Source organism: Streptomyces sp. NPDC047841 (genome assembly GCF_040704085.1).
In the GTDB taxonomy this organism is placed as follows: Bacteria; Actinomycetota; Actinomycetes; order Streptomycetales; family Streptomycetaceae; genus Streptomyces; species Streptomyces argyrophylli.
The window spans coordinates 284,593-302,405 of the sequence record NZ_JBEYRP010000010.1 but is presented as its reverse complement, the minus strand read 5'-3'; the positions used below and the strand labels follow the sequence as shown (position 1 = coordinate 302,405).

Annotated in this window: 14 protein-coding genes; 10 read left to right on the top strand and 4 right to left on the bottom strand. The window is 73.3% G+C overall.

What is annotated here, in order from left to right:
- Nucleotides 1-39 precede the first annotated feature (39 nt).
- From AB0947_RS18875 to AB0947_RS18865, 3 genes are all read left to right on the top strand, one after another.
- Entirely contained in the window at nucleotides 40-666 is a 627-nt protein-coding gene (locus AB0947_RS18875; RefSeq protein WP_366751444.1) for an SAV_6107 family HEPN domain-containing protein, read from the top strand.
- Nucleotides 667-799: 133 nt separating this feature from the next.
- Complete coding sequence (locus AB0947_RS18870) at nucleotides 800-1,627, top strand: methyltransferase (protein WP_366751443.1); 828 nt, start codon at nucleotides 800-802, stop codon at nucleotides 1,625-1,627.
- A gap of 315 nt (nucleotides 1,628-1,942) precedes the next feature.
- Nucleotides 1,943-2,326, top strand: coding sequence for a DUF3040 domain-containing protein (locus AB0947_RS18865; RefSeq protein ID WP_366751442.1), 384 nt, complete (start codon nucleotides 1,943-1,945; stop codon nucleotides 2,324-2,326).
- 295 nt (nucleotides 2,327-2,621) lie between these two features.
- Here AB0947_RS18865 and AB0947_RS18860 read toward each other — a convergent pair whose 3' ends face one another.
- From AB0947_RS18860 to AB0947_RS18845, 4 genes are all read right to left on the bottom strand, one after another.
- Nucleotides 2,622-5,003 carry a DUF3488 and transglutaminase-like domain-containing protein gene (locus AB0947_RS18860; protein ID WP_366751441.1) on the bottom strand — a complete coding sequence of 794 codons (2,382 nt, stop codon included), beginning with the start codon at nucleotides 5,001-5,003 and terminating at the stop codon, nucleotides 2,622-2,624.
- Nucleotides 5,003-6,361: a DUF58 domain-containing protein gene (locus AB0947_RS18855; protein ID WP_366751440.1), complete on the bottom strand. Its 1,359-nt coding sequence runs from the start codon at nucleotides 6,359-6,361 to the stop codon at nucleotides 5,003-5,005. Before AB0947_RS18855 ends, AB0947_RS18860 begins: the two co-directional genes overlap by 1 nt.
- Nucleotides 6,361-7,407, bottom strand: coding sequence for a MoxR family ATPase (locus tag AB0947_RS18850; RefSeq protein WP_366751439.1), 1,047 nt, complete (start codon nucleotides 7,405-7,407; stop codon nucleotides 6,361-6,363). The genes AB0947_RS18855 and AB0947_RS18850 overlap by 1 nt, the downstream gene beginning before the upstream one ends.
- A gap of 247 nt (nucleotides 7,408-7,654) precedes the next feature.
- A complete protein-coding gene (locus AB0947_RS18845) occupies nucleotides 7,655-8,203 on the bottom strand; it encodes a carbonic anhydrase (RefSeq protein ID WP_366751438.1) in 549 nt (182 codons plus the stop codon).
- 419 nt (nucleotides 8,204-8,622) lie between these two features.
- Here AB0947_RS18845 and rsmH point away from each other — a divergent pair, with 419 nt between their 5' ends.
- The 7 genes from rsmH to murD all read left to right on the top strand — a co-directional run bounded on the left by rsmH (nucleotide 8,623) and on the right by murD (nucleotide 17,802).
- Nucleotides 8,623-9,579, top strand: coding sequence for a 16S rRNA (cytosine(1402)-N(4))-methyltransferase RsmH (rsmH, locus tag AB0947_RS18840; protein WP_366751437.1), 957 nt, complete (start codon nucleotides 8,623-8,625; stop codon nucleotides 9,577-9,579).
- 67 nt (nucleotides 9,580-9,646) lie between these two features.
- Nucleotides 9,647-10,201, top strand: a complete 555-nt coding sequence (locus tag AB0947_RS18835) for a septum formation initiator family protein (RefSeq protein WP_366751436.1) — start codon at nucleotides 9,647-9,649, stop codon at nucleotides 10,199-10,201.
- Nucleotides 10,202-10,206: 5 nt separating this feature from the next.
- Entirely contained in the window at nucleotides 10,207-12,177 is a 1,971-nt protein-coding gene (locus AB0947_RS18830; RefSeq protein ID WP_366751435.1) for a penicillin-binding transpeptidase domain-containing protein, read from the top strand.
- Between the two features lie 31 nt (nucleotides 12,178-12,208).
- Entirely contained in the window at nucleotides 12,209-13,864 is a 1,656-nt protein-coding gene (locus tag AB0947_RS18825) for a UDP-N-acetylmuramoyl-L-alanyl-D-glutamate--2,6-diaminopimelate ligase (RefSeq protein WP_366751434.1), read from the top strand.
- Between the two features lie 28 nt (nucleotides 13,865-13,892).
- Nucleotides 13,893-15,308, top strand: a complete 1,416-nt coding sequence (gene murF / locus AB0947_RS18820) for a UDP-N-acetylmuramoyl-tripeptide--D-alanyl-D-alanine ligase (RefSeq protein WP_366751433.1) — start codon at nucleotides 13,893-13,895, stop codon at nucleotides 15,306-15,308.
- Nucleotides 15,308-16,378, top strand: a complete 1,071-nt coding sequence (gene mraY, locus AB0947_RS18815; RefSeq protein ID WP_366751504.1) for a phospho-N-acetylmuramoyl-pentapeptide-transferase — start codon at nucleotides 15,308-15,310, stop codon at nucleotides 16,376-16,378. The genes murF and mraY overlap by 1 nt, the downstream gene beginning before the upstream one ends.
- Nucleotides 16,360-17,802, top strand: a complete 1,443-nt coding sequence (gene murD / locus AB0947_RS18810) for a UDP-N-acetylmuramoyl-L-alanine--D-glutamate ligase (RefSeq protein WP_366751432.1) — start codon at nucleotides 16,360-16,362, stop codon at nucleotides 17,800-17,802. The genes mraY and murD overlap by 19 nt, the downstream gene beginning before the upstream one ends.
- Nucleotides 17,803-17,813 lie beyond the last annotated feature (11 nt).

Below are 17,813 nucleotides of genomic sequence, written 5' to 3'. Positions count from 1 at the left end.
CGGCATTCATGCCGTTACCCAGACGACAGGAGGTTCGTCATGGCCCACTCGTCCGCAGCCGCCGCCCGCCGGCGCCGCGCCACCGGCCCTGCCCCCTCACTGACCGGCCCGGCGAGCGACGTGCACCCCGTGCTCCGCCGGGCCACGGCCCCGCCCGCCGCCCTCGACCTGCTCGCCCAGGCCCGTGCCGGACTGGAGGAGGCCACCGTCCTTCAGACGCCGAACGAGCGCTATGCCACGGCCCACCTCGCCGCCCTGCGCACCGCCGCCGCCGTGCTCGCCGCCCGGGGCCGGCCCGAGACCTCCCCGCGCCGCCGGGCCCGCATCCGCAGCGCCTGGGAGGTGCTCCCCGAGATCGCCCCGGAACTGACCGAGTGGAGCGCGCTGTTCGCCTCCGGCGCCGCGCGCCGCGCCCGCGCCGAGGCGGGCATCCAGGGAGCGGCCGGGCAGCGGGACGCCGACGACCTGATACGCGACGTGGAGATGTTCCTCCGCATCGTGGAGCGGCTGCTGGTCCTCCAGCCGGTCCTGCCCCAGCCCCGCCAGGACACCGCCGGTGACACCGCCGCCGTCGACGACGGCACCGGCGGCGTTCAAGGCCCGAGGAGGGGAGGCGGCCGGGGGAGGGGAGCCGGTCCGGGAGGTGATCTGCCGGACGCGGGCTGACCGGACGCGGTCCGACGACGGGACCCCGCCGGGAGGCGCGCGTGGCCCGGCGTCGTCGCGGTGACCAGGCACGGCGTGGAGGCAATAGGGTGGACATCGCCTGAAGTCCCGCCCCGCCGAGGAGTCAACTGCCGTGTCGGACCCGATGCGCCCGCCCGTCTCCCACGACCACCCCCAGACGACGTCGCTGCGCTCCGACCCCTCCCGTCCTCGCGCCTCTCTCGGCACGGCGGTGGTCTGGGAGGTCCTTCAGGACGCCCTGGACCGCCGGGTCAAGGCCACCGGCCGGGACGCGCTGGACGTCCTGGACACCGGGGGCGGCAGCGGCAGGTTCGCCGTGCCCCTCGCCCGCCTCGGCCACCGCGTCACCGTGGTCGACCCCAGCCCCAACGCGCTGTTCGCGCTGGAGCGCCGCGTCACCGAGGCCGGTGTCGCCGGCCGGGTCAAGGGCGTCCAGGGCGACGCGCACGGCCTGTTCGACGTGGTCGAGCGCGGCGGCTACGACGCCGTCCTGTGCCACGGCGTCCTGGAGTACGTGGACGACCCGGCCGAGGGCATCCGCAACGCGGTCGCCGCGCTGCGCCCCGAGGGCGTCCTCAGCCTGCTCGCGGCCGGCCTCGGCGGTGCCGTGCTCGCCCGCGCCCTGGCCGGCCACTTCACCGAGGCCCGGCAGGCGCTCCAGGACCCCGACGGCCGCTGGGGCGCCGGCGACCCGGTGCCCCGTCGCTTCACCGCCGAGCAGCTCACCGCGCTGGTCGAGGGCGCGGGTCTGCGGGTCGGCGCGGTGCACGGCGTGCGCGTCTTCGCCGACCTGGTCCCCGGGGTGCTGGTGGACACCGAGCCCGGAGCCCTCGACGCGCTGCTGAAGCTGGAGGCCGCGGCGGCAGAGCTGCCCGCGTTCCACTCCGTCGCCACCCAGCTCCACGTGCTCGGGGAGACCACGGGTCCTCACGAGCCCTGAGATCACCGTCGGCACGCGAGCGCATCCCGGGGACGGAGGCGCGCAGCCGGGGCGAGCCGCTGATCAGCGCCTCGTGCGCGGATGGAGTACGCCACAAGCCCCCCGATCGAGGGGTTTGCGCCGTATGATCGAGGTACACCGCCCGGCATGACGGGTCGGCCGCCGGGGAATGGAAGCCTCAGCGAGTCGGACGGCCATGACGGGCTCCGGTTGGCCAGTTGGCGTAGAGGGGCGGGTTTCACGGGGGCGATTCCCTGCCTATCCTGAAGGGACCCCCCGGGTCGCCCCCGGCGACTGCACGATGAGGAGGACTCCGTGCCGCTCTCTGAGCACGAGCAGCGAATGCTTGAGCAGATGGAGCGAGCGCTGTACGCCGAAGACCCCAAGTTCGCGTCGGCGCTTGAGGGAAACGGGCTGCGGACGTACACCCGGCGGCGGGTCTACCAGGCGGTCGCAGGCTTCCTCGCGGGTATCGCGCTCCTCATGGCCGGAATGGTCGCGCAGCTGATCTGGGTCAGCGTGGTGGGTTTCCTCGTCATGCTCGGCTGTGCCGTGCTGGCCGTCACCGGCTGGCGCAAGGCGCCGAAGCCGGGTGAGCAGCCTCCCGTCGGCCTGCGCCGCCAGGCGCGGCCGAAGCGCTCCATGATGGACCGGATCGAGCAGCGCTGGCAGCGCCGCCGGGACGAACAGGGTCACTGACCGCGCCGCTCCTCCCACTGCGCCGGACCCGCGGACATCCGTGAGGGGCGGCCACCACCCGGTGGCCGCCCCTCACGCGTGCCCGGCCCCTCCGCCCCACGCCCGCGAAATGAGCCGCGCTGCCGCCGAGCCACGCGGCCCTAGGCACGCGTGCGGGGTGCCTGAACAGGTCAGGGCCTTCTGGGTTCGGTGCCCGCGTCGGCCCGCGCGTCCAGCCATGTGCCGCCCGCGCTCCGCCCGGCGCCGGCCGCGCCGTCCGTGCTCAGTGTGCCGGCCGCACGGACGGCGCCGCTGTTCAGCTTCGCTGGTCCGACGGACGGCGCAGTGCCGGGCGGGCCGCCGTGAGGCGGGCTCGCAGGGCTGACCAGCGGGCCGAGAGCGCCCACAGCACCCGCACCGAGGAGCGGGGCAGGAACCGGGCCCGCAGCCGCGTCCCGGTGCTCACCGTGGCCCGCAGCCCTTCGGTCACCCGGCGTACGTCCTGTGCCGTTCCCGCGGCCGGGCGCGGGGCGGGCGCGTACAGCACCTGCTCCACCGCGTCCGCGACCCGGTGCACCGCGGCCCCGGCCGCCGGATCGAGATGGCCGAGCCGGACGATCCGGTCGGCGGCCTTGCGCGGAGTCAGCGACTCGTCCGGCGCGATGCCGTGGTCCCAGGCGCTGTCGGTCAGCTCCTGCCACGCCGCCAGGGTGTGCGCCGCCGCGCCCCCCGGCGTCCGGTCGTGCCCGCCCAGCCGGCGCCCGCGCATCCGCTCCCGCCACAGCAGCGGCGACAGCGGAACCGCCAGGACCAGCAGCGCGCCCAGCCCGGTCAGCGGCCACCACCACCAGCCGTCGCCGCCGTCCTCGTGGGCCGGGGCCGCCGCCGCGGACGCGCTGCCGCAGGCCTGGAGCCTGCGCAGCTCACCGGCGCAGCTCTCGCTCGGCGAGGCCGCCGCCGAGGGCGCCGAGGACGCACCCTTGGACGGCAGCACCTCGTCCGGCACCGAGCTGCCCGGCGTGTCCGACTGGGTGTACGACGGCGTGGTGCCCCGGGTCGGGGTCGGCTCGAAGCGGGTCCAGCCCACGCCCTCGAAGTACAGCTCGGGCCACGCGTGCGCGTCCTTCTGGCTCACCGCGACCGTGCCGTCGGCCTGCGGGGTGCCGGGCGCGAAGCCCACCGCGACCCGGGCCGGGATGCCGAGGGTGCGGGCCATCGCGGCCATCGCGAAGGAGAAGTGGACGCAGAAGCCCTGCTTCTTCTTCAGGAAGTTCGCTATGGCGCCGGGACCACGGCCCACCTCCACCGAGGTGTCGTACTGGAAGCCCCCGTTGACCGCGAACCAGTCCTGGAGCTTCACGGCCTCCTCGTAGTGACTGCTCGCGCCCGCCGTGATCTCCCGCGCGGTGCGGGCCACCACCTTCGGCAGCGAGGGCGGCACCTTGGTGTACTCGCGCCCCAGCGCGGCCGGCGGCTGCGGCGCGGCGGCCAGCTGTTCCGCCGTCGGCCGCACGTCCAGGCTGGTCACCTGGTAGGTCTCGCCGCGCGTGGTCTGGCCGCGGTCGCCGACGAGGGTCATCCCGACGGGCTCGTACCGCCACCGGCCCCCGATCTTCACATCGCTCGGCGGGTAGGGCATCGGCAGCCAGTCCTGCGCGTACCAGCCCGCCGCCGTGACGGTCGTCGTCACCTTGCCGCGCTCGACGTCCGACCCCAGGCCGATGGGGGTGGGAAGCTTGTCCGGCACGCCGACGATGTGCCGCTGCGCCGGCTTCCAGGTGGTGCCGTCGAAGTCGTCCAGGGAGACGATCCGCAGGTACAGGTCGGAGATGTCGTTCGTGTCCGTCCGCAGCGTCAGCACCTGGCGGTCGTCGTTCGTGTTCAGGTTGTCGCGCAGGGACACCAGCGGGTTGACCGCCGAGATCGTGCCCCCGTTGCCGCCTCCCACCCCCACGCCGGCGCCCGCGGCGTCCAACAGCCCGCCGTTGATCGTGGGCAGCGCGAGCGGCACCACCAGGGCCACGCCGAGCGCGACCGCGCCGATCCGGCGTCCGGTGCGCACCGGTGCCACGGCGCCCTCCGGGCCGCCCGGGGTGCGGGGCGCGCCGCCGAAGACCCGGCCCCACTGGGCGAGCCGGTCCCGGCCCTCCGCGAGCAGCAGCATCAGATAGCCGGCCGCCGCCACCAGGAACCACAGCCAGTCCGCGCCGCCGCCGGACAGGCCGGCGGCCACCGAGTACAGCGCGAGCAGCGGCAGCCCGGCCGGGGCCGCGCTGCGCAGCGTCACCGCGAGCGTGTCCACCAGCAGGCCGATCACCAGCGCGCCGCCGATCAGCATCAGTTTTATGCCGTCGGTGACCGGTGCCGGTGTCGCGTACCGGCTGACGTCGTCCGTGCCCTGCTGGAGCAGGCCGGCGAAGTACCGGAAGGTGTCCGGGCCGGGGATCAGCCCGATGAGCGCGTGCCCCCGGGCGAAGACCAGGGTCAGCAGCATCAGGGTGACCAGCGCCTGCGCCGCCACGGTCAGCGTCCGCCCGAGCGGCACCCGCCGGGCGGCCGCCCCGACTCCGGTCTGGATGGCCACCAGCGGGACCAGTTGCAGCAGCCAGGTCGGTTCGGTGACCAGCGGCAGCAGCGCACAGGAGGCCATCAGGGTGGCCGCCGCCGCGCACAGGGCCAGCCGTGCCCGCCCGCTCATCACCGTGCCTCCCCGGTCACGGCGGTCAGCCCGGAGCGCTCCCGGTCCGCCTGCCGCCACAGTTCGTCGGCCGGGGCGCCGCGCGGCACGCTCAGCGCCGTCCAGCCCGCCTCGCGCAGCATTCGCAGCCGCTGCTCGTGCCGGTCGCCCGGGCGGGGCACGTCGGTCGCCTCCCGGGTCCAGGTGCCGGGGTCCAGCACGAAGGCGACGGCGCCGCCGCTGCGCCGGCTCATCTTGGCGACCGTCGTGGCCTGCTCCTCGTCCAGGTCGCCGAGGAAGGCGATCAGCAGCCCCTCGTTGCCCCCGCGCAGCACGTCGTACGCCCGGGACAGCCCCGTGCCGTCGGAGTGGTCGATCACCGCGAGGGTGTCCATCATCAGCCCGGCCGCGTCCGCCGTCTCCTGGCCGGTGCCCGCGAACCCGTCGGCGCCCTCGCCGGGTACCGCGCTGCCGGTGTCGGTCAGCAGCCGTACCGAGAAGCCGCGCTCCAGCATGTGCACCAGCACGGAGGCGGCGCCGGAGACGGCCCACTCGAAGGCGGAGTCCGGGCCCGCGCCCTCGTAGGCGCCGCCGCGGGTGTCCAGGAGCACGGTGCACCGGGAGCGCCGTGGCTGCTCCTCGCGGCGCACCATCAGTTCGCCGTAGCGCGCGGTGGACCGCCAGTGCACCCGGCGCAGGTCGTCGCCGTAGCGGTAGCCGCGCGGGATGACGTCGTCCTCGCCGGCGAGGGCCAGCGAACGCTGCCGCCCGTCGCCGTACCCCTTGGCCTCGCCGCCGAAGCGGACCGGGGAGAGCGGCGCCACGCGCGGGATCACCGTCAGGGTGTCGTACGTCGAGAAGGAGCGGGTCAGCTCGCACATGCCGAAGGGATCGGCGAGCCGCAGCTGGAGCGGGCCGAGCGGATAGCGGCCCCGCAGGTCGGAGCGGACCCGGTAGGACACCTCGCGGCGGCCGCCCGGCTCGACCCGGTCCAGCACGAAGCGGGGCCGGGGCCCGAGGACGTACGGCACCCGGTCCTGGAGCATCAGCAGGCCGGTGGGCAGCCGGGAGACGTTGTCCATGCGCAGGTGCACCCGCGCCTCGCTGCCGGCGGGGACGCGCGCGGGGGCGAGACGGCGGCTCGCGGCGACCCGGTAGCGGGTGCGGTACAGCACGGCCGCGCAGAGCAGGGGCAGCACGGCGAGCAGCAGACCGACCCGCAGCAGCTCGCTCAGGCCCAGCACGAACGAGCAGATCGCGGCGGCGATCCCGGCGGCGAGGAAGGAGCGGCCCCGGGTGGTGAGGCCCGCCAGGGCCGTACGGACCCCGCCCGCCTCCCCGCGGTCGGCCTCCGCCGGCCCGGCCCCCCAGGAGCTCATCACAGACCCCGCGGGGGCTGCTGGGGATAGGCCGGGACGACGCGGCCGAGACCGCCGAAGCCGTTCTGCGGGGCCGGGGGCTGGGCGGTGGGCACCGGGGTGTGCTGGAGGATCTCCAGCACCACCTGCTCGGCCGTGCGGCGGTTGAGCTGGGCCTGGGCGGTGGGCAGCAGGCGGTGGGCGAGGACGGCGACGGCGAGCGCCTGGACGTCGTCCGGCAGCGCGTACTCCCGGCCGGCCAGGGCCGCGGACGCCTTGGCCGCGCGCAGCAGGTGCAGCGTCGCGCGCGGGGAGGCGCCGAGTCTGAGGTCGGGGTGGGTGCGGGTGGCGGCGACCAGTTCGACCGCGTAGCGCCGGACCGGCTCGGCGACGTGCACCGCGCGGACCGCCTCGACCAGCTTCACGATCTCGTGCGCGTGCGCCACCGGCTGGAGGTCCTCCAGCGGGCTGACCCCGCCGTGGACGTCGAGCATCCGCAACTCGGCCTCCACGCTCGGGTAGCCGACGGAGACGCGGGCCATGAAGCGGTCGCGCTGGGCCTCGGGCAGCGGGTAGGTGCCCTCCATCTCGACCGGGTTCTGGGTGGCCACCACCATGAAGGGGCTGGGCAGTTCGTACGTCTGCCCGTCGATGGTGACCTGCCGCTCCTCCATCGACTCCAGCAGCGCGGACTGGGTCTTGGGCGAGGCGCGGTTGATCTCGTCGCCGATCACGATCTGCGCGAAGATGGCGCCCGGCTTGAACTCGAAGTCCCGGCGCTGCTGGTCCCAGATGGACACGCCCGTGATGTCCGAGGGCAGCAGGTCCGGTGTGAACTGGATGCGCCGCACCGAGCAGTCGATGGACCGCGCCAGCGCCTTGGCGAGCATCGTCTTGCCCACCCCGGGGACGTCCTCGATCAGCAGGTGGCCCTCGGCGAGCAGCACGGTCAGCGCGAGTCGTACGACCTCGGGCTTGCCCTCGATCACGCCCTCCACCGAACCGCGCACCCGCTCCACCGTGGCGGTCAGCTCAGTGAGGTTCGCTCGATCGTCATAGGTCGTCACCCGGCCCTCCTCGGCCTGTTCTTTCCAGGCCGGCGCTCTCGTGCGAAACCGGCCCACCCCGAAACACGGACACCACGCGGGAAAAGTTCCGCGTGACGTCACACCCCGCATTCTTGCCGCCGTTACCGATTCGTGTCACTCGCCTGTGGACAACTGCCCGCACGATGCCGGTCTTACGACTTTTCGACCGTGTTTTCGATACGGGCACGGCGGAATGCATACCGGGGCGGTGGGCCGGCACCCCGGATCAGGCCGGGTCGACCTCGCGCAGCAGACCGGTGCGCACGTCGAAGACGAAGCCGCGGACGTCGTCGGTGTGCAGCAGGAACGGCGAGGTGCGCACCCGCTGCATGGACTGGCGCACGTCCTGGTCCACGTCACGGAAGGACTCCACCGCCCAGGACGGCCGCTGGCCGACCTCCATCTCCAGCTCGTTGCGGAAGTCCTCGGTGAGCGCCTCCAGGCCGCAGCCGGTGTGGTGGATGAGCACGACGCTGCGAGTGCCGAGCTTGCGCTGGCTGATGGTCAGCGACCGGATGACGTCGTCGGTGACCACACCGCCCGCGTTGCGGATCGTGTGGCAGTCACCGAGCTGCAGGCCGAGGGCCTTGTGCAGGTCGAGGCGGGCGTCCATGCACGCGACGACGGCGACGTGGAGAACGGGGCTGGCGTCCATGCCGGGGTCCGTGAACGCCTCGGCGTACCGCCGGTTGGCCTCCACGAGGCGGTCGGTCACGGTGTCTCCGGCCGGTATGGCGCCTTCGGATCCGGTGGGCATCGCTGCGGAAGTCGTCATGCTGACGACGTTACTGGTCACCCGGGGTTCCGGCGTCCTGTGAGAGGGGACGGAGAACGTCATCGTGGCGTGTTGTGAGCTAACCCACACGGAGGGCGAGACCGACCGGACGGACGAATCCGTTCGCATGACCGCCCCGGTCCGTGCGCGGTGCGCGACGCGCAGGCCGGTTGATTGACCGCGAGACAGGGTGGACTAAAGTGGCGCGAAGCGGGAGGCGTGGCTCTTCCCGCTGGTGAAACCCCCGGAGACCCCGGCACGCGCCCGGACCGTCTCCCCACGCGCGCGGCGCGTACGTACGGCTCGGCCTCCTCCCGCTCCCGGTCGGCTGACGCTTCCGGCGCCGGCAGGCCGTCCCCTCACGAGCTGGCGGGGACCCGCGGCGGTGCGTATCCTGCGCCGGACCCTGAGAGGCCCCCTTGAGCCAGAGTCGACACGTCCCGGTGATGCTCCAGCGGTGCCTGGATCTGCTGGCGCCCGCCCTGGAGCAGCCGGGCGCGGTGGTGGTCGACTGCACCCTCGGCCTCGGCGGGCACAGCGAGGCGCTGCTCGTCCGGTTCCCCGGCGTGCGGCTGATCGGCCTCGACCGGGACAAGCAGGCGCTGCGGCTGTCCGGTGAGCGGCTGGCCGCCCACGGGGACCGCGCCACCCTCGTGCACGCCGTGTACGACGAGCTGCCCGAGGTGCTGGACCGGCTCGGCATCGCGCGCGTGCAGGGCGTGCTGTTCGACCTCGGCGTCTCCTCCATGCAGCTGGACGAGGCCGGCCGGGGCTTCGCCTACGCGCAGGACGCGCCCCTGGACATGCGCATGGACCAGACGACCGGGATCAGCGCCGCCGAGGTCCTCAACACCTACCCGGCCGGCGAACTCGTGCGGATCCTGCGGGCGTACGGCGAGGAGAAGCAGGCCAAGCGGATCGTCGCCGCGATCGTCCGGGAGCGCGAGAAGGAGCCGTTCGGCAACAGTGCGCGGCTGGTGGAACTCATCAGGGACGCGCTGCCCCAGGCCGCCAAGCGCACCGGCGGCAATCCGGCCAAGCGCACCTTCCAGGCGCTGCGCATCGAGGTCAACGGCGAACTGTCGGTCCTGGAGCGGGCGGTCCCGGCCGCCGTGAAGGCCCTGGACGTCGGCGGGCGCATCGCCGTGCTGTCGTACCACTCGCTCGAAGACCGGCTCGTCAAGCAGGTGTTCGCGGCCGGGGCCGCCACCACCGCGCCGCCCGGGCTGCCCGTCGTGCCCGAGCGGTACCAGCCGCGGCTCAAGCTGCTCACCCGTGGTGCCGAACTTCCCACCGAGGAAGAGATCGCCGAGAACCGCCGGGCCGCACCGGCCAGACTGCGGGGTGCCGAGCGCATCCGGGAGGACGTCGAGTGAGCGAGACGGGTCGGAAGGGTTCCCCCGCGCACCGGGGGAGCGGTGTCCCGCACGCACCGGGGGAGCAGTGAGCAGGAAACCCGAGCTGAAGGGGAGGGCCGCCCGGCTGGCCCGGCTCTTCCCGGCCGGCCGCGCCCACGCGGCCCGCACCCCGTTCGTCCTGCTCGTCGTCGTGCTCCTCGGCGGCGGCCTCATCGGGCTGCTGGTGCTGAACTCCGCGCTCAGCGAGGGCTCGTTCGAACTCGCCGACCTGCAGAAGCGGACGAAGAGCCTCACCGACGAGGAACAGGCCCTCCAGCGCGACATCGACGCCTACTCGTCCCCGGACGCCCTCCAGCGCCGCGCCCGCGAACTCGGCATGGTCCCCGGCGGCGACCCGGCCTTCCTGGGCCCCGACGGCACCGTCAAGGGCGTCCCCGGCGTCGCCGCCCCCGAGCCCGCCGCCCTCACCGCCCCGGCCGGCCCCGGGCCGCTCACCCCGGCCGGCGTCACCCTCCCCGCGGGCCCGCCCGTCGCCCCGGCCCCCACCGCGCCGCCCCAGCCCCCGGGCGACCCGGCGGCCGCGCCCTCCGCGCCGCCCGCCACCCTCCAGTCCCTCCCCACCCCGACCCCCGGCAGGTGACGGAAGTGTCCGACAGGCAACCGCCGCGCCGCCGCGTGCCCGGGCCCGGGCCCGCCAAGCCTCCCCGGCCGCGGGGTGCCGTCCGGCGGCAGCCCGCGCCCGGTGCCCGGCCGGTCCGCCGCTCCGGCGGTGCCCGGCCCCCGGTGTCGCGCCCCCTCCGGCTCGGCAGCCCCCGGCCCCGGCTGCGGCTGGTCAGCCTCGCCCTGACCCTGGTGCTGCTCGCCTTCGTGGTGCGGCTGCTCCAGGTCCAGGCCGTCGACGCGAGCTCCTACACGGCGCGGGCCGAGCAGAACCGGTACGTGGTGCACACACTGGCCGCCGAGCGCGGCGAGATCACCGACCGCAACGGCGTCGCCCTCGCCGTCAGCGAGGACGCGTACGACATCACGGCCGACCCGACGATGTTCGGCCCCGCGCAGCTGAAGATCTCCGACGGCCCGGAGAAGGCCGCGGCGCTGCTCGCGCCGATCCTCGGCCAGGACCAGGCCACGCTCGTCAAGAAGCTGCGCCCCGCGAACCGGAACTCCCGCTACACCCGGCTCGCCACCCGGCAGACCCCGCAGGTCTGGCAGCAGATCAAGGACCTGAAGACCGCGCTCACCCACAAGTCGGAGACGGACCGCACCACCGTCAACGTGCTGGCCGGCGTCTTCGCGGACCCCAGCAGCCAGCGCGTGTACCCCAACGGCGACCTGGCCGCCGGGATACTGGGCTGGGTCAACGCCGACGGCCAGGGCGGCGGCGGCATCGAGCAGGAGCTGGACAAGCGGCTGTCCGGGAAGGACGGCAAGGTCCGCTACGCCCAGGCCGGCGGGCGCCAGGTGCCGACGGCCGGGTCCACCGAGACCCCCGCCGTGCCCGGCTCCGACGTCGAGCTGACCATCGACCGCGACATCCAGTGGGCCGCGCAGAACGCGATCAGCGAGCAGGTGAAGAAGTCCCGGGCGGACCGGGGATACGTCATCGTCCAGGACACCCGCACCGGCCAGATCCTGGCCATGGCCAACTCGCCCGGCTTCGACCCCAACGACCTGTCCAAGGCCGACGGCGACGCCATGGGCAACGCGGCCGTGCAGGACGCCTACGAGCCCGGCTCCACCGCGAAGGTGATGTCGATGGCGGCCGTGCTGGAGCGGAACGTCGCGACCCCGCTCACCCACGTCGTCGTACCCAACCGGCTGCACCGCGGCGACCGGCTCTTCCAGGACGACGTCGACCACGGCACCTGGAACCTGACCCTCAACGGCGTGCTCGCCAAGTCCAGCAACATCGGCACCATCCTGGCCACCGGCGAACTCGCCAGGACGCAGCCCGAGGCCAACAAGGTCCTCTACTCCTACCTGCGCAAGTTCGGCATCGGCAGCCCCACCGGGCTCGGCTTCCCCGGCGAGACCGCCGGCATCCTCGCGCCGCCGCAGAAGTGGTCCACCTCGCAGCAGTACACGATCCCCTTCGGCCAGGGCTTCTCCATCAACGCGATGCAGGCCGCCTCGGTGTACTCGACCATCGCCAACGGCGGCGTCCGCGTCCAGCCGACCCTGGTGCGCGGCACCAAGGGCGCCGACGGCCGCTTCGACCCCGCGCCGAAGCCCGAACGGACACGGGTCGTCAGCGAGAAGACCGCCAAGAGCCTCGCGCAGATGCTGGAGTCCGTCGTGGACGACGGCCAGGGCACCGGCATCAAGGCCCGCATCCCGGGGTACCGGGTCGCGGGCAAGACCGGCACGGCCAACCGCGTGGACCCGCTCACCGGCCGCTACCACGGCTACACGTCGTCCTTCGCCGGCTTCGCCCCCGCCGACAAGCCGCGGATCACCGTCTACTGCGCCATCCAGAACGCCACCTCGGGCAGCTACTTCGGCGGCCAGATCTGCGCCCCCATCTACAAGCAGGTGATGGAGTTCGCCCTGAAGACCCTCCAGGTCCCGCCGACCGGCGCGAAGGCCGCCAGCCTGCCCGTCGACTACAAGCCCTGATCAGCACCTCGGAAACACCAGGAACCAGCTCGTGACAACGATCACCCCGGACCCCGGGAACCAAGGCGCCCACAGGCCCTCACTTCGCTCCGGAGCGGGTGCGCCCGGTACGCTCACCGCCGTGCCACACGCTGATCAGTCCCCCATCACCCAGAAGGGCCAACCCGTGACATATCCGGGACTGCCCCGGCCGACGACGCTTCCCGCCACACCCCTCGCGGAGCTCGCCGGCCAGCTGGGTGCCACCGCGCCGGAAACCGCCGCCGAGGTCACGGGGATCACCCACGACTCGCGCGCGGTCCGCCCCGGTGACCTGTACGCCGCCCTCCCGGGCGCCCGGCTGCACGGCGCCGACTTCGTCACCCAGGCCGCGAGCCTGGGCGCCGTCGCCGTGCTCACCGACCCCACGGGCGCCGAGCGCGCCGCCGCGTCCGGGCTGCCCGTCCTGGTGGTCGAGGACCCGCGCGGCCGGATGGGAGAGCTGGCGGCCACGATCTACCACCACCCGGGCCGCGACCTGCTCCAGATCGGCATCACCGGCACCTCCGGCAAGACCACCACCGCCTACCTGGTGGAAGGCGGCCTGAAGACGGCCCGTTCGACGGGCCTCATCGGCACCGTCGAGATCCGCATCGGCGACGAGCGCATCAAGTCCGAGCGCACCACGCCGGAAGCCACCGACCTCCAGGCCCTGTTCGCCGTCATGCGCGAAGAGGGCGTCGAGGCGGTCGCCATGGAGGTCTCCAGCCACGCCCTGGTCCTCGGCCGGGTCGACGGCTGCGTCTTCGACATCGCCGTCTTCACCAACCTCAGCCCGGAGCACATGGAGTTCCACTCCGGCATGGAGGACTACTTCCAGGCCAAGGCGCAGCTGTTCACGCCGGAACGCAGCAGGCTGGGCGTGGTCAACGCCGACGACGAGTACGGCCGCCGGCTCGCGAGGGAGGCGACCGTGCCGGTCGTCACCTTCTCCGCCGAGGGCCACCCCGACGCCGACTGGCGCGCCCAGGACGTCCAGGTCGGCCCCATGGACTCGACGTTCACCGTCCTCGGCCCGAACGGCGAGCGCGTGCACGCCAAGTCGCCGCTTCCAGGCCCCTTCAACGTGGCGAACACCCTCGCCGCCGTCGTCGCCCTCGCCGCGGCCGGTCTCGACCCGCAGGCCGCCGCCGACGGCATCGCCGCCGTCCCGGGCGTCCCGGGCCGCCTGGAGCGCGTCGACGCCGGACAGCCCTACCTCGCGGTGGTCGACTACGCCCACAAGACCGACGCCGTCGAGTCGGTGCTCAAGGCGCTGCGCAAGGTCACCAAGGGCCGGCTGCACGTCGTCCTCGGCTGCGGTGGCGACCGCGACCAGACCAAGCGCGCCCCGATGGGCGCCGCCGTGGCCCGGCTCGCCGACACGGCCGTACTGACCTCCGACAACCCCCGCTCCGAGGACCCCCTCGCGATCCTCGCGGCCATGCTCCAGGGCGCGGCCTCCGTGCCCGCGCACGAGCGCGGCGAGGTCCTCCTCTTCGAGGACCGGGCCGCCGCCGTCGCCGCCGCCGTGGGCCGCGCCCAGGCCGGCGACACCGTGCTGGTCGCCGGCAAGGGCCACGAGCAGGGCCAGGACATCGCCGGCGTGGTCCGTCCCTTCGACGACCGCCAGGTGCTCCGCGAAGCCATCCAGAAGACCCAGGGATGAAAATCCAGAAGACCCAGGGGATGAACTTGTGATCGCCCTCTCCCTCGCCGAGATCGCAGCAGTCGTCGGCGGGCAGACGCACGACATACCGGATCCGTCCGTACAGGTCACGGGACCGGTCGTCCGGGACTCCCGCGAGGTGGTGCCCGGCAGCCTGTTCGCCGCCTTCGTCGGCGAGCGCGTGGACGGGCACGACTACGCGCGCGCGGTGACCGAGGCCGGCGCGGTCGCCGTGCTGGCCTCCCGCCCGGTCGGCGTTCCCGCGATCGTCGTCGAGGACGTCCAGACGGCCCTCGGCGCCCTCGCCCGGCACGTCGTACGCCGGCTCGGCGCGACCCTCGTCGCCCTGACCGGCTCGGCCGGCAAGACCAGCACCAAGGACCTCATCGCCCAGGTGCTCCGGCGCAAGGCGCCGACGGTGTTCACGCCCGGCTCGCTCAACAACGAGATCGGGCTGCCGCTGACCGCCCTGTCCGCCACCGAGGAAACCCGGTTCCTCGTGCTGGAGATGGGCGCCCGGGGCATCGGGCACATCCGCTACCTCACCGGCCTCACCCCGCCGAGGATCGGCCTGGTGCTCAACGTCGGCAGCGCCCACATCGGCGAGTTCGGCGGACGTGAGCAGATCGCCCAGGCCAAGGGCGAACTCGTGGAGGCGCTCCCGGCGGCCGAGGAGGGCGGCGTGGCGGTCCTCAACGCCGACGACCCGCTGGTGCGCGCCATGGCCTCCCGTACCAAGGCGAAGGTGGTCCTTTTCGGAGAGTCGGCCGAAGCGGACGTACGGGCCGAGAACGTACGACTCACGGACAGCGGACAGCCCTCCTTCAGGCTTCACACACCCTCCGGTGCAAGTGATCTGACGATGCGCCTGTACGGTGAGCACCACGTGTCGAACGCGCTCGCCGCGGCCGCCGTCGCCCATGAGCTGGGCATGTCCGCGGAAGAGATCGCCACCGCGCTCTCCGAGGCGGGCTCCCTCTCCCGCTGGCGCATGGAGGTCACCGAGCGCCCGGACGGCGTGACCATCGTCAACGACGCCTACAACGCCAACCCCGAGTCCATGCGGGCCGCCCTCAGGGCGCTCGCGGCCATGGGCAAGGGGCGCCGCACGTGGGCGGTGCTCGGCAAGATGGCCGAGCTGGGGGACGAGGCGCTCGCCGAGCACGACGCCGTCGGACGGCTCGCCGTCCGGCTCAACGTCAGCAAGCTCGTCGCCGTCGGGGGGATTGAGGCCTCCTGGCTGCAATTGGGCGCATATAACGAGGGTTCGTGGGGTGAGGAGTCGGTGCACGTGTCCGACGCACAGGCGGCGATCGACCTGTTGCGCAGCGAGTTGCGCCCGGGGGACGTCGTGCTCGTGAAGGCGTCCCGTTCGGTGGGTCTGGAGAGCGTCGCCCAGGCGCTCGTCGAGACCGGCGCCGAGGGTGAGGTTGCCGCCCGATGATGAAGCAGATCCTGTTCTCAGGAGTCATTGGCCTCTTCCTGACGCTGGTCGGCACCCCGCTGCTGATCAAGCTCCTCGCCCGCAAGGGCTACGGCCAGTACATCCGTGACGACGGCCCGCGCGAGCACGCCAGCAAGCGCGGTACGCCGACCATGGGCGGTATCGCCTTCATCCTGGCGACGATCGCCGCGTACTTCCTGAGCAAGCTCATCACCGGTTACCCGCCCACCTACTCCGGGCTGCTCGTCCTCGGCCTGATGGCCGGCATGGGCCTGGTCGGCTTCCTCGACGACTACATCAAGATCGTCAAGCGGCGCTCGCTGGGCCTGCGGGCCAAGGCGAAGATGGCCGGCCAGCTGATCGTCGGCATCGCCTTCGCCGTGCTGTCGCTCCAGTTCTCCGACGCCCGCGGCAACACCCCGGCCTCCACCAAGCTGTCGTTCATCACCGACTTCGGCTGGTCCATCGGCCCGGTGCTGTTCGTCGTCTGGGCGCTGTTCATGATCCTCGCGATGTCGAACGGCGTGAACCTCACCGACGGCCTGGACGGTCTGGCCACCGGCGCCTCCGTGCTCGTCTTCGGCGCCTACACCTTCATCGGCGTCTGGCAGTTCCAGGAGTCCTGCGCGAACGCGGGCACCCTGACCAACCCCGGCGCCTGCTACGAGGTGCGCGACCCGCTGGACCTGGCCGTGGTCGCCTCCGCGCTGATGGGTGCCTGCCTCGGCTTCCTGTGGTGGAACACCTCGCCGGCGAAGATCTTCATGGGCGACACCGGCTCGCTCGCCCTCGGCGGTGTCCTCACCGGCCTGGCCATCCTCTCCCGCACGGAGCTGCTGGTGGCCATCATGGGCGGCCTGTTCGTCCTCATCACCATGTCGGTCGTCATCCAGGTCGGCTCCTTCCGGCTCACCGGCAAGCGCGTCTTCCGGATGGCACCGCTCCAGCACCACTTCGAACTCAAGGGCTGGTCCGAGGTCCTGGTGGTGGTCCGGTTCTGGATCATCCAGGGCATCTGTGTGATCGTCGGACTGGGCCTCTTCTACGCGGGATGGGCAGCGGACAAGTGACCTCCTCGGTGCCTTCTGGGCCTTCCGACTTCCAGGGCAAGCACGTCACCGTCGCCGGGCTCGGCGTCTCCGGCGTCCCGGCGGCCAGAGCGCTGCACGCGCGCGGGGCGATCGTCACGGTCGTCAACGACGGCGACGACGCACGCGCGCGGGAGCAGGCCGCGGAGCTGGAGGCGCTCGGCGTCACCGTGCGCCTCGGCGACGGCGAGACCCTGCCGGAGGGCACCGAGCTGATCGTCACCGCGCCCGGCTGGAAGCCGGACAAGCCGCTGTTCCTCGCCGCCGGCCGGGCCGGTGTGCCCGTCTGGGGCGACGTGGAGCTGGCCTGGCGGCTGCGCGGCCCGGACGCGGCCCCGTGGCTGGCCGTGACGGGCACCAACGGCAAGACCACGACCGTCCAGATGCTCGCCTCCATCCTGACGGCGGCGGGCCTGCGCACGGCCGCCGTGGGCAACATCGGCGTCTCCCTGCTGGACGCCGTCCTCGGCGAGGAGCGGTACGACGTCCTCGCCGTGGAGCTGTCCAGCTACCAGCTCCACTGGGCGCCCTCGCTGCGGGCGCACTCCGCGGTCGTCCTCAACCTCGCGCCGGACCACCTGGACTGGCACGGCTCCATGGAGGCGTACGCGCGCGACAAGGGCCGCGTCTACGAGGGCAACAAGGTCGCCTGCGTCTACAACGTCGCCGACAAGGCCACCGAGGACCTCGTGCGCGAGGCCGACGTCGAAGAGGGCTGCCGTGCCGTCGGGTTCACGCTCGGCACGCCCGGGCCCTCCCAACTCGGCGTCGTGGACGGCATCCTGGTCGACCGGGCCTTCGTCGAGAACCGGCACGAGAACGCGCAGGAGCTGGCCGAGGTCTCCGACGTCAACCCGCCCGCGCCGCACAACATCGCCAACGCGCTCGCCGCCGCCGCCCTCGCGCGCGCCTTCGGGGTGCCCGCGAGCGCCGTACGGGACGGTCTGCGGGCCTTCCGCCCGGACGCCCACCGCATCTCGCACGTCGCCGACATCGACGGGGTCGCGTACGTGGACGACTCCAAGGCGACCAACACCCATGCTGCGGAAGCCTCTTTGGCGTCCTACGAACCGATCGTATGGATCGCGGGCGGTCTGGCGAAGGGCGCGACCTTCGACGAGCTGGTCGCCAAGTCGGCGAAGCGGCTTCGCGGTGCCGTCCTGATCGGTGCCGATCGGGCCCTGATCCGGGACGCCCTCGCGCGACACGCGCCGGAAGTACCCGTGGTCGACCTCGAACGGACCGACACTGGGGCGATGCTCCAGGCGGTGACGGAAGCGAGGCGGCTGGCTCGGCCCGGCGACACGGTGCTGCTGGCCCCGGCCTGCGCCTCCATGGACATGTTCACCAACTACAACCAGCGCGGCGACGCGTTCGCGGCGGCGGTCCGCGAACTCGGCGCCTGACCCCGGCCGCC